A 12,445-nucleotide genomic window follows, 5' to 3' on the forward strand; every position below is an offset into this window, starting at 1 on the left:
CGCAGCCGAAACCGGCACCGTCATGTCCATTTCACCGGCTGGTGGTTCCCGGCCTCAGGCACTCGTCAATGCTGGAGTGCCCGGTCGACTGCTCCAGCTGCGGCCGTCCGCTGTGACCGCTTCGCTCGTGCGAACTCCTGCGCCATGGCACTGCCATGGCACCTATGAAGGTAAGCGCTTTCCCGTTACAGTCCTGACCGCCGGGGGCACGCGGACTTCGAGGTGCCCGTGCCCCTGGTCCTCAGATCAGGTTCCGTCGATCAGCCGGATGGCGAGGTCAGGGTTGAACTGGCCCGCCGGCGTGTTGGGGGCGATGCCGCAGTTCCCGTCCGACACGCCAGGGGTCTTCACCCACAGCAGCATCTCCGCGCCACCGCCCACCTGGGCGGTCACGCCGAGCCTGCGGCCGGCCGGGTTGCACCACTGACCGTTGTGCCCGTTGCCGTTGCGGCTCGTGTCCACCACGAACCTCGCCGCGTAGCCGAGGTTGCTGACCACGGAGTTGGCGTAGCTCGTCGACTGGCTCGTGGTGTAGAAGTTCGACACGTTCACCGAGAACCCGCGGATGTTGCGCACGCCGGCCGAGTTCAGCCTGCTCGCCATGGTGGACGCCGCCACCCATCCGGCGTTGCCGCCGTCCAGGTAGGCGTAGGTGTTCGGTGACTTCTGCTGGAACATCTGGGTGGCGTAGGTGAGCATGCCGAGGCGCTCGTCGATCTGCGTCTGGGTCATGCACTCGAAGTCGCCGAGCGCGTCCGGCTCGATGATCACCACCGCTGGTTTGGTCCCGATCCCGGCGGCGAAGCTGGAAATCCAGGTCCGGTAGGCCGACGGACTGCCCGCGCCGCCGCCCGAGTGGCCCCCGCAGGCGTCTCTGCCGGGGAGGTTGTAGGCGACGAGCACCGGGAGCTTGTCCTGGCCGTCCGCCGCGCCGGTGTAGTTCGCGACGGTGGAGCCGATGTTGCTGTCGTTGCCGAACCAGCGGGCGATCGGCTTGGAGCCGATCGACGACTGGATGCGCGCCGCACGGGAGTCGCCGGGATTGTTCCGGGCCCAGGTGGCGGGCAACGAGTTGGGGTTGACGTAGAAGCCGCTGGTCAGGTCAATGGGATTGGCTGCCGCAGCGGGTGTGACGGGGAGCAGGAGCATTGCTGTGAGGGTCGCCGATAAACGGACAATCCACCGCACTGTGGATCCCCTTTCGTTCGGGCTGTTTTCCTTTCACCCGTCGCGGACACCGCCCGCACGGCGATGTGCGGGCGGTGCGGCGGCGGGAGTTTCTCTATCGGGTGTCGGCGAAAGCCGCGATCCACGCGAGTGACGAGTTCCAGTTGATGGCGACCTCGTTCGTGGACCAGGACCCGAGCTCGTCGATGTAGCACTTGGCGGGAGCACAACCCCGCAGGTTCTGCTGGGCGACGGGATCCTGCAGACCCGAGTTGGGACCGCCCGCGAGCGCACCGGCGGGCGGGTTGGGCAGCCTGGGGTCTACCTGGTGCGCCCAGTGCCGGTGGTGCTGGTTCTTGCTGGCCCGCTCGCCGTAGCCGCTGACGAACGACTGGTTCAGGCCGTTGCGGCCGAGCAGGTAGTCCATCGACTCCAGGACGGCGTCGCTGTACTCGCGCTTCAGGCTGAGGTCGTAGGCCATCGCCATGATCACCGCCGCGTTCGTGGTGGCGCTGGTCGAGCCCCACGCGTACAGGCCGTCGGACGGCTTGGACGGGTTGGGGTAGCCCTGCGACTTCAGGTCCCGCACGTGGCCGTCGGCGACCTGGAGCACTCGGGAACGGGCCGCGAGCACGCGGTCGATCGGGAAGCGGAACGGCAGGCGGACGATGGTCAGGTCGGCCAGCGCGCCGGTGTCCTTCCAGGAGAACCCGGCGGGCGTGAGCGTCGTGGTGACCTTGCTCAGGAAGTCGCGGTTGCCGGTGGTCGCGTACAGCTCGGCGGCTGCCCAGGAGAACTCGTCGGTGACGTTCGTGTCGTCGTAGGGGCCGCCGCCCACGCTGTCCTCACGCGGAGCGAAACGAGAGGGGTTGGCGAGCGCTGCCTGCCACGCGGTCTCCGCCGCCGTGAGGCAGCGCTGTGCGAACGCCCGGTCCCACAGCTTCCAGATGCGCGCGCACTGGGCGCCCGCGGCGGCCAGGTTCAGCGTGGCCGCCGTCGACGGCGCGTGCAGGTACCGGGGCTGGGCGTCGTTGTGCGGGATCGTGGGGTGCGGTGTCCACGCCAGGTCGTGGATCTTGTGGTGTGCCATGCCCGCGAGCGGCTTGTCCGCGGGCACCTGCATCTTCAGCAGGAACTCGACCTCCCAGCGCGCCTCGTCCAGCACGTCGGGCACGCGGTTGTCCTGCTCCGGGATCGCGAGCAGGCCGTCACGCAGGCCCTCGATGTCGAGGCGGTACAGGGAACGCTCGTACAGGTCCATCAGCTGCCACGCCGCCAATGCGCCGTTCACCACGTACTTGCCGTGGTCGCCGGCGTCGTACCAACCGCCGCTGACGTCGAGCGAGTAGTCGCAGACACCTGGCTGGCAGGGCACGGAGATGTCGCCCTTGTTGGGCGCGACGCCGACGTGTCCGGCAGGGCGCGCGTACGCGTCACCGACGTACTTCGCCTCGATCGGGAGGCCGCTGCGGTTGTGGTAGAAGTACGCGAGCGCGTCCCGGCGCAGGCTGTCGTAGGGCTTGGCGGCGATGTCGAACGGGTAGCTGACCTGATCGCCGACGGCCACCGTGTAACCGGTTCCAGCCGTGCGGTACGACGTGAAGTCGGCGATGTGCACGTGGTCGCGGGTCATCGCGTCGTCACCTTTGACCTGCGTCTCCCCGCTGGCGACCACCTGGCCGGCCGCGTCACGCAGCTGCCACGGCAGCGGAGTGGTGGAGCTGTCGGCGATCGAGGCGCGCTTCGTGCCTGACGCCGGGTAGGCGTGCTGGTTCGTTCGTACCGGTGAGCCGTAGTCCCAGCCGCCGCCCGGCGGGATGATGCCACCAGTCAGGGAGACGTCGTCGAGGCACAGCGTGTAGGCCTCGGTCGCGCCACCGGCCTGGATGGCTACCTGTCCGTTGCGGGAGGCCACTGTGGACGTTCCGGTGAACTCGAACGTCTTGGGGGTGCTGGTGAGGGCGGCCGCCTTGTTCATCGTGGTGGTGCTCGGCGGGACCGCGAGCTGCACAGTTGCCCTGACCGTGACGTTCTTCGTCGCGGTGGCGGTGAAGCGCAGCGTGTAGGGCTGGCCCGCCTCCAGCGGCACGTCGTTCTGGCCGATCATCGACTGCCAGGGGTTGACCGTACCTGCCGGGATGTCGGCGCAGAGCCTGCCGGACTCCACTCTGGACGGAGTGTTCCCGCTGCTCCACCACGGAGTCTTCACGCTGTCGAAGGTGCCGTTCAGCACGCGCTCGTAGCCCTCGGCGGCGGTCGCGGGGAGCGCGGCACCGGCGACGAGCACGAGCGGGAGGCCGATGGCGATCAGCTTGGTTTTCACGGACATACCGGAGCCCTCTCGGGTCGAAGGTCTCCCGGCGCGACCGCAGCGTCGAGGCGAATGGTCACCCACTCGACCCCGGGTGTCAACGACCACACGTCGCCGAATTGTGACCCGGGTTACCTCTTCACATCCGGATGGCGTCGTGGTTACAGTGCTGTAAGCGCTAACAGTTTCCCCCGATCCGCTAGCGCCCACACCGGCACAAGCCGCAGCGTCGCAGCAGGTGAACGGTGTTTCCATGGTTACCAAGCGCCCCGAACGCAGGTGTTACCGCTTGCTGACCATCCGCCAACTGGAGGTCCTTGATGGTTGCTCGGCCGAGGCGGGCGTTGCTCGCCACAACACTGCTCAGCGCACTCGTGGCGGTTTCCGCGTGCGGCGGCGGGTCCGCCGGCTCCAGCTCTGGCGAGACCACGCTGATCGTCAAGACCTTCAGCCAGTTCGGCTACGACCAGCTCTACAAGGAGTACGAGGCGAGCCACCCCGGCGTCACCATCAAGGAGGAGAACGTCGGCAAGCTGGGCGACTACCTGCCCAAGCTGCAGCAGTGGCTCGCGACCGGCAAGGGCGCGGGTGACGTCGTCGCCATCGAGGAGGGCATCCTCTCGCAGTTCATGGCGAAGCCCGACCAGTTCGTGAACCTGCTCGACCACGGCGCCGGCGAGCTCAAGAACAACTTCCTCGAGTGGAAGTGGAAGCAGGCGTCCACCGCGGACGGCAGCAGGGTCATCGGTCTCGGCACGGACGTCGGGGCGCAGGGCATGTGTTACCGCACGGACCTCTTCGCCAAGGCCGGCCTGCCCACCGCCCGCGAGGAGGTCGGCAAGCTCTGGCCCACGTGGGACGACTACATCGCGACCGGCAAGCGGTTCAAGGGCGCGAACACCGGCGCCGGCTTCTACGACTCGTCCGGCGGCCTGTACCAGAACATCCTGATGCAGCAGGGCGACCACACGTACTACGACACCTCCACCAAGCTCGTGATCGACAGCAACCCCGGTGTGAAGAAGGCCTGGGACCAGACCGTCGAGATGGTCGAGGCGGGACTCTCGGCGAACATCGAGCAGTGGAGTCCACAGTGGAACGCCGGATTCAAGAACGGCACGTTCGCCACGATCCCCTGCCCCTCGTGGATGCTCGGCACGATCGAGAAGCAGTCAGGGCCGGAGAACAAGGGCAAGTGGGACGTCACCCGCGTGCCCGGTAACGGCGCCGTCCGCGGCGGGTCGTTCCTCGCGGTGCCCACGCAGAGCACCCACCAGAAGGAGGCCGCCGAGCTGGCGAAGTTCCTGACCAGCGCCAAGGGACAGACGGCGGCCTTCAAGTCGAAGAACAACTTCCCGTCCTCCCCGCAGGCCATCGACGACCCGGCCGTGCAGGCCTTCACCAACGCGTACTTCAACGACGCGCCGGTCGGCAAGATCTTCGGCGACAGCGTGAAGGCACTCAGGCCCGTCTACCTCGGCCCGGACAACGTCGCCATCAACGACCGCATGACCAACGCGCTGACCGCCGTCGAGCAGGGCAAGCTCAGCCCCGGCGAGGCGTGGGCCAAGGCAGTCGACGACGCCAAGCGGCTGGTCAAGTGAGGACCTGGCGGCCGGGGCGTGCGTGCGGCAACCGCCCCGGCCGCCTGCCCATCTTCTCCATTGAGGACACACGTTGGTGACTGATCTGCGGCCGAGGACGGCCACGAGGCCCGCCGTCAGCGGCGAGCCGCCCGCGAAGCCGCGCATCAGGCTGCGCGCCCGGTTGTCCCGGATCGACACGGCCTGGTCGCCCTACCTGTTCATCGCGCCGTTCTTCGTGATCTTCGCGATCTTCGGCCTGTTCCCGCTCGGCTACACGGCCTGGGTGTCGTTGCACGACTGGGACATCAGCGGCGCCGGCGCGTTCGTCGGACTCGACAACTACGTGACGTTGTTCGGCGATCCGGACTTCTGGAACGCCGTCTACAACACCATCGGCATGCTCGTGCTGGCGACCGTGCCGCAGCTGCTGTTCGCGCTGGTCCTCGCGAGCCTGCTCAACCAGAAGCTGCGCGGGCTGACGTTCCTGCGGATGGGCGTGCTGCTGCCGATCGTGACCTCGGTGGCGGCGGTCGGCATCGTGTTCAGCCAGATCTTCGACCGCGACGCCGGCGTGGTGAACGGCCTGCTGGGCCTGGTGAACATCGCCCCGGTCGACTGGCGGGCGGACAAGTGGTCGTCCTGGACGGCGATCGCCACCATGGTCAACTGGAGGTGGACCGGGTACAACGCCCTGATCTACCTCGCGGCGATGCAGTCGATCCCGCGCGACCTGTACGAGGCGGCCACTGTGGACGGTGCCTCCAAGGCCCGGCAGTTCTGGAGCATCACCGTCCCGATGATCAGGCCGGCCATCATCTTCACCGTCATCGTCTCGACGATCGCGGGCATGCAGCTCTTCACCGAACCACTGATCTTCGGCCAGGGCACCTTCGCGATCTCCGGTGGCAGTCTGCGGCAGTTCCAGACGGTGTCGATGTACATGTTCGAGAAGGCGTTCCGCGACTTCGACTACGGGTACGGCTCCGCCGTCGCCTGGATGATCTTCCTGCTGATCACGATCCTCGCGGTCGTCAACTTCCTCATCACGCGAAAGGGGAAGTGACCGTGCGCAAATCCCAGCCCCTCCTCTACTGCACCCTCATCGCGGGCATCGTGCTCTCGGCGTTCCCGCTGTACTGGCTCTTCGTCGTCGCGACGCGGTCCAACGACGTGGTGGGTGACTGGCCGCCGCCGCTGTTGCCCGGCCCCAACCTCGGCGAGAACCTCGGCAGGCTGCTGGACGCCGACCAGGCGAACTTCCTGCTGGGCATGTGGAACTCGGCGCTCTCCTCGGTCGTGGTGACCGTGGCGGTCGTGTTCTTCTCCTCGCTCGCCGGTTTCGCCTTCGCCAAGCTGAAGTTCCGCGGCCGCAACGGTCTGCTGCTGGTCATCCTCGCGACCATGATGATCCCCGTGCAGATGGGCATCATCCCGCTGTACATGATCATGGTCGAGCTCGGCTGGCAGAACCGGATGGAAGCGATCATCGTCCCGTCGCTGGTGTCCGCGTTCGGCGTCTTCCTGATGCGCCAGTACGCCGAGCGCGCGGTGCCCGACGAGCTCATCGAGGCCGCGCGGGTCGACGGGTGCAGCACTTTCCGCGTCTTCTGGACCGTGGTGCTGCCCGCGCTGCGCCCCGGCGCCGCGGTGCTCGGCCTGTTCACGTTCATGGGCACGTGGAACGAGTTCCTCTGGCCGCTCGCCGTGCTGGAGGCGGACAACCCGACCGTGCAGTTCTCGCTGAGCCAGCTCTCCACCAGCTACTACACGGACTACACGCTCATGTTCACCGGAGCGCTGGTCGCCACGGTGCCGCTTCTGCTCGTGTTCATCGCGTTCGGTCGCCAGATCATCGGCGGCATCATGGAAGGAGCGGTCAAGGCATGACCACGTTCCCACCCGGCTTCCTCTGGGGAGCGGCCACCTCGAGCTACCAGATCGAGGGCGCGGCCGCCGAGGACGGGCGGCTACCGTCCATTTGGGACACCTTCTGCGCGACGCCGGGCAAGGTGGACAACGGTGACACCGGTGCCGTGGCGGCCGACCACTACCACCGGTACCGCGAGGACGTCGGGCTCATGACCGAGCTGGGACTCGGCGCGTACCGGTTCTCCATCGCGTGGCCTCGGGTGCAACCACTCGGCTCTGGTGCGGTCAACCAGCGCGGGCTCGACTTCTACCGGCGGCTCGTCGACACCTTGCTGGAACAGGACATCGAGCCGTGGCCGACGTTGTACCACTGGGACCTGCCGCAGCCGCTGGAGGACGCGGGCGGCTGGCCGGAGCGGGACACCGCGCTGCGCTTCGCCGAGTACGCGGCGATCGTGCACGAGGCACTGGCCGACCGGGTCAGCCACTGGACGACGCTGAACGAACCGTGGTGCTCGGCGTACCTCGGCTACGCCACCGGCAGGCACGCGCCCGGCCGCCGCGAGCCCGCCGCCGCCGTCCGCGCCGCCCACCATCTCCTGCTGGGCCACGGTCTCGCGGTTCAGGCGATGCCAGAAGCACGGGTCGGCATCACGCTGAACCTCACGCACGTCACCCCTGCCTCCACGGCGGAGCAGGACCTCGACGCGGCGCGCCGGATCGACGGGATGCAGAACCGGTTCTTCCTCGACCCGGTGCTGACGGCCGCGTATCCGGACGACGTGGTCGAGGACCTCGCGCCGATCACCGGTTTCGACCACGTGCAGGAGGGCGATCTCAAGACCGTCGCCGCGCCGATCGACTTCCTCGGAGTGAACTACTACTCCCCCATGCTGGTCGGCCACGGCACGACACCGAGCCCGTCCGCGTACGTCGGCTCCGAACACGTGCGGCAGCACGACGGTGGCAGGCAGCGCACCTCCATCGGCTGGGAGATCGACGCACGCGGCCTGCTCGACCTGTTGTTGCGGCTGGAACGCGACTACCCCGCGATCCCGTTGTACATCACCGAGAACGGTGCCGCGTTCGAGGACGAGGTGCACGACGTGGCCCGCGTCGCCTACCTCGACGGGCACGTGCGGGCGTGCGCGGAAGCGGCGGCGCACGGGGTGCCGTTGAAGGGCTACTTCGCCTGGTCACTGCTCGACAACTTCGAATGGTCCTACGGCTACGCCCAGCGGTTCGGCATCGTGCACGTCGACTACGCCACCCAGCGCCGCACGCTCAAGGACAGTGCGCGGTGGTATGCCGACGTGATCAGGCGTGGTGGCCTGTGAGCGCTTACAGAATTGATAGGCTCCGGCCATGAACACGCGACCGCCCACCCTGGAAGAGGTCGCGCAGCGTGCGGGTGTCTCCACCGGCACGGTGTCCCGCGTCATCAACAACGCCCGCCACGTCAGCGCGAAAGCCCGCAGGGCCGTGGAGATCGCGATCGCCGAACTCGGCTATGTCCCGAACACCGCGGCCCGCTCGCTCGCCACTCAGCGCCGGGGCGCGGTGGTGCTCGCGATCTCCAGCGACGACCCCGCGCTCTTCGCGAACCTCTTCTTCGCCGAGGTGATCACCGGGGTCAACGCGGTCATCGAGGAGACCGACCTCCAGCTGATGCTGGTGCTCGCCGCGTCGGAACGGGGTCGTGCCCGGCTCGCCAGGGTCCTCCAGTCACGCGGCGTGGACGGCGTCATGCTGCTGGCGCTCAAGGAGAACGACCCGCTGTCGAAGATGACGGAGGAGAGCGGACTGCCCACCGTGCACGGCGGCCGGTCGCTCGACCGGACCCCGCAGTGGTACGTCGACGCGGACAACCGGGGTGGCGCCCGCTCCGCCGTGGAGCACCTCATCTCGTCGGGTCGCAAGAACATCGGCACCATCACCGGTGAGCTCGACACCCACGCCGGAACGTCGCGCTACCTGGGTTTTCGCGAGGCCGTCGTGCTGGCGGGGCTGAGCGATCAGCGGGTCGCGCACGGTGACTTCAGCGAGGCCAGCGGGGCCGCGGGCATGAAGCTGCTGCTCGACGACCACCCGGACCTCGACGCGGTGTTCGTGGCGTCGGACGCGATGGCGACCGGCGCGCTCGCCGTGCTGCAGGAGCACGGCAAGCGCGTTCCGGAGGACGTCGCGGTGGTCGGCTTCAACGACATCGTGACGGCCAAGCACACCCAGCCCGCGCTCACCACGGTCCGGCAGCCCATCGAGGCGCTGGGGCGGGAGATGACCCGGATGCTGGTGCGACTGCTGAACGGTGAGCAGCCGACATCGCTGATCCTGCCCACGGAACTGGTCATCCGCGACTCCGCCTGAGCCGGTGACCGCTGAACTGCTTGCCGGGCAACGACTCAGGCGGCGATTATCATCTGACGCCGGCTTTGACCGCGCGACGAGCCAGATGTGAGGTTTCGTGGAACATGGCGAGACAGTGCGGCCCACCATCGGCATGATCACGGCAGGCCCGCTCATCGAACTCGCCGGTGAGCAGTGGCAGGGCGTCAGCGACGGCGCGACCGCGGCCGGCTGCGACCTCATCTGCTTCACCGGCACCGAGCTTGCCCATCCGGACCGCCACAAACGACAGGCCAACGCGGTCTACGACCTCATCGCGCCCGACCGGATCGACGCGCTCGTCATCTGGACGACGCGGATCAGCCAGCAGATCGGCGAGGCCGCGATGCGCGAGTTCGCCGTCCGCTACGCGCCCATCCCGATCGTCAGCGTCGAGGCGCACCTGGCGGACTGGCCGACGGTGCTGATGGACAACCGCGCCGGCATGGACCAGGCGGTCAGCCATCTGATCGAGGTGCACGGCCATCGGCGGATCGGTTTCGTCCGCGGCCCGCTGGCACATGTCGGCGCGCAGGACCGCTACCAGGGCTACCTGGACGCGCTCACCCGCCACGGCCTCCCGGTCGAACCGGGGCTCGTGACCGCGCCCGCCCCGTCCTGGGATCCCGCCGCCGCGGCGGACGCGGTCGCCGCGATGCTGGACGAGGCGGTGGAACCGCCGGACGCCTTCGCGGCGGCCAACGACGAGTTCGCGCTGGGCGTGGTGACCGCGGTGCAGGAGGCGGGCCTGCGCACGCCGGAGGACGTGGCGGTCGTCGGGTACGACAACCACACGTGCATCCGCTCGAACGATCTCGGCTACCAAGCAGCCGCGTCGCCGGCCTCGGGCAGCGTGCACCGCCGGGTCAACATCGACGCGGGGACGCCCGCGCTGACGACGGTGCGAGCTCCGTTCCACGAGATGGGGTACAGGGCCGCCGAACTGGCGCACGCGCTGGTCCGGGGTGAGCCCGCACCCCCGCTGGAGATCGTCCCGACCGAGCTCGTCGTGCGCCGCTCGTGCGGCTGCATCCCGTCGGGCAAAGGAATCTCCGCACCGGCGCACGGTGAGCTCGCCGTACCGGAGCACGACACCGCCGAGGCGGTGGCCGCGAACCTGCGCCAGGGGCTCGGTCCGCAGTCGGCCGTGCTGCCGGACGGCTGGGCCGAACGCCTGATCGGCCTGTTCCTCGACGCCGGACGGCCAGAGGGCTTCCTCGCGGTGTTCGCGGAGCACCTGCGCGACAGCGCACGCGCCGGATGCGCGGCGCAGTCGTGGTGGGCGCCGTTGTTCTACCTGCGCCGGTTCGCTCTCGCGCGCGGCACCGACGAGGGCGCGATCGAGGACCTGTGGCTGCGGGTGCAGCTGATGGTGTCCGACGTGGTCGAGCGGGAGAGGACGTTCGAGTACCTCCTGCACGAACGGCAGGATCAGACCGTGCGCGAGGCCGGCCAGCGGCTGATCGTCTCGCGGGACGTCGCCGAGCTCACCGGCGCGCTGGTGGCCGAGCTGCCGAGGCTGGGCATCCCCGGCTGCCACGTGATGACGTTCGAGTCGACCCGTGAGTGGGCACGCCCGCTGATGTCGTACGAGAACGGCGAACTGCGGCCGGACCGCACGGCGCTGTCCTTCCGGTCCACACAGCTCACACCCCACCGGATCGACCGGCCGGCGCCGGGCAGCTTCGTGGCCGCCGCGCTCTTCGGGCTCGAGGAACAGCTCGGGTTCGCGCTGTTCGAGGTGGGCTCGATGCCGGGCTGGGTCTACGAAGCTATCCAGCAGCAGCTCAGCAGTGCCTTGCGCGGCATCAGGATGCTGGAGCGGGAACGGCAGGCCCTCACCGAGGCCGAACAGGCGCGGCGATCACTGGAGCTGGCCCATGCCGAGCTGGAGGACCGGGTGCGGGAGCGCACCGCGGCACTGGTCGACGAGATCGCAGAGCGCGAGCGGCTGGAGGCACAGCTGCGGCACGCGCAGAAGATGGAGGCGATCGGCCGCCTCACCGGTGGCATCGCCCACGACTTCAACAACATCCTGACCGTCATCAACGGCAACAGCGAGGCGTTCCTGCGGCGCTGTTCCCCGGATGACCCGCGGCGTACGGAGATCGAGGACATCCGGCACGCCGGTGAGCGCGCGGCGAACCTGACCCAGCAGCTGCTCGCGTTCACCCGCCAGCAGGTCCTGGCGCCGGAGTGCGTGGACCTCAGCGCGACGATCACCAAGGTGAGGGCGATGCTGGCGACGTTGGTCGGCGAGGACGTCGAGCTGGCGCTGGACGTGCCGCCGCACGTGGCGCCGGTCTGGGCGGACGCCGGGCAGCTCGAGCAGATCCTGTTCAACCTGGCCGCGAACGCCCGTGACGCGATGCCGGGCGGCGGCGTGCTCAGCATCAGGACGGCCAACGTGCACCTCGACGCCTGCCACCCCGGCCGCATCGTCGGCGTGCGCCCCGGTGAGTACGTGATGCTCAGCGTCGGCGACACCGGCGCAGGTATGGACGAGTCGGTCCAGGCGCAGATCTTCGAGCCGTACTTCACCACGAAACCGGTGGGCAAGGGCACCGGTCTCGGTCTGGCCACCGTGTTCGGGATCGTGCAGCAGAGTGGCGGCCAGATCGACCTGACGAGCTCGCCCGGCGCGGGCACGACGGTGTCCGTGTATCTGCCCCGTGCGTGGAGTTCCACAGCAGCGCTCCCCTGCGCCACACCACGGACGTCACCTCAGCAGGGCTCGGAGACCATCCTGCTGGTGGAGGACGACAGCCAGGTGCGCGCCTTGACGCGCCGCCTGCTGGAACGATCCGGGTACGCGGTGATCGAGGCGCGCCACGGCCTGCAGGCGCTGAAGCTCGTCGACACCCACGACGACATCGACCTCGTCGTGACCGACGTCGTGATGCCGAAGATGGGCGGGCCCGAACTCGTGGCCACGCTGCGGCGGATCCGGCCTGGTGTGCCGGTGCTGTACGTGTCCGGCCGCACGACTTCGGAGAAACTGGACGATGCGGCTGTCCTGCTCGCCAAGCCCTACGCCGAGGCCGACCTGCTGGACGTGGTCCGCGGGCTGCTCGATCAAGCCGGCTGAGAGCGGGGAGGGCCGTGCGATGCAGGCCCTCCCCGCAGG

At 68.6% G+C, this 12,445-nt stretch carries 8 protein-coding genes; 6 read left to right on the plus strand and 2 right to left on the minus strand.

Features of this window, described 5'->3' with window-relative positions:
- Positions 1-246: 246 nt before the first annotated feature.
- Positions 247-1,149, minus strand: a complete 903-nt coding sequence (locus SK803_RS17645) for a glycoside hydrolase family 6 protein (RefSeq protein WP_319967104.1) — start codon at positions 1,147-1,149, stop codon at positions 247-249.
- 133 nt (positions 1,150-1,282) lie between these two features.
- Positions 1,283-3,490: a glycoside hydrolase family 9 protein gene (locus SK803_RS17650; protein ID WP_319967105.1), complete on the minus strand. Its 2,208-nt coding sequence runs from the start codon at positions 3,488-3,490 to the stop codon at positions 1,283-1,285.
- A gap of 308 nt (positions 3,491-3,798) precedes the next feature.
- Here SK803_RS17650 and SK803_RS17655 point away from each other — a divergent pair, with 308 nt between their 5' ends.
- The 6 genes from SK803_RS17655 to SK803_RS17680 all read left to right on the plus strand — a co-directional run bounded on the left by SK803_RS17655 (position 3,799) and on the right by SK803_RS17680 (position 12,406).
- Positions 3,799-5,082 carry an ABC transporter substrate-binding protein gene (locus tag SK803_RS17655; protein ID WP_319967106.1) on the plus strand — a complete coding sequence of 428 codons (1,284 nt, stop codon included), beginning with the start codon at positions 3,799-3,801 and terminating at the stop codon, positions 5,080-5,082.
- 85 nt (positions 5,083-5,167) lie between these two features.
- Positions 5,168-6,127, plus strand: a complete 960-nt coding sequence (locus tag SK803_RS17660) for a carbohydrate ABC transporter permease (protein ID WP_406601546.1) — start codon at positions 5,168-5,170, stop codon at positions 6,125-6,127.
- Positions 6,124-6,951: a carbohydrate ABC transporter permease gene (locus tag SK803_RS17665; protein ID WP_319967108.1), complete on the plus strand. Its 828-nt coding sequence runs from the start codon at positions 6,124-6,126 to the stop codon at positions 6,949-6,951. Before SK803_RS17660 ends, SK803_RS17665 begins: the two co-directional genes overlap by 4 nt.
- Positions 6,948-8,270 (plus strand): GH1 family beta-glucosidase, encoded by a 1,323-nt coding sequence (locus SK803_RS17670; RefSeq protein WP_319967109.1) that lies wholly within the window; start codon positions 6,948-6,950, stop codon positions 8,268-8,270. The genes SK803_RS17665 and SK803_RS17670 overlap by 4 nt, the downstream gene beginning before the upstream one ends.
- Before the next feature lie 28 nt (positions 8,271-8,298).
- Positions 8,299-9,300, plus strand: coding sequence for a LacI family DNA-binding transcriptional regulator (locus tag SK803_RS17675; RefSeq protein ID WP_319967110.1), 1,002 nt, complete (start codon positions 8,299-8,301; stop codon positions 9,298-9,300).
- 97 nt (positions 9,301-9,397) lie between these two features.
- The gene (locus tag SK803_RS17680; RefSeq protein WP_319967111.1) at positions 9,398-12,406 is read left to right on the plus strand and encodes a substrate-binding domain-containing protein; all 3,009 of its coding nucleotides are present in this window, start codon (positions 9,398-9,400) and stop codon (positions 12,404-12,406) included.
- Positions 12,407-12,445 lie beyond the last annotated feature (39 nt).

This window comes from Lentzea miocenica, from assembly GCF_033949945.1.
Classification (GTDB): domain Bacteria; phylum Actinomycetota; class Actinomycetes; order Mycobacteriales; family Pseudonocardiaceae; genus Lentzea; species Lentzea miocenica.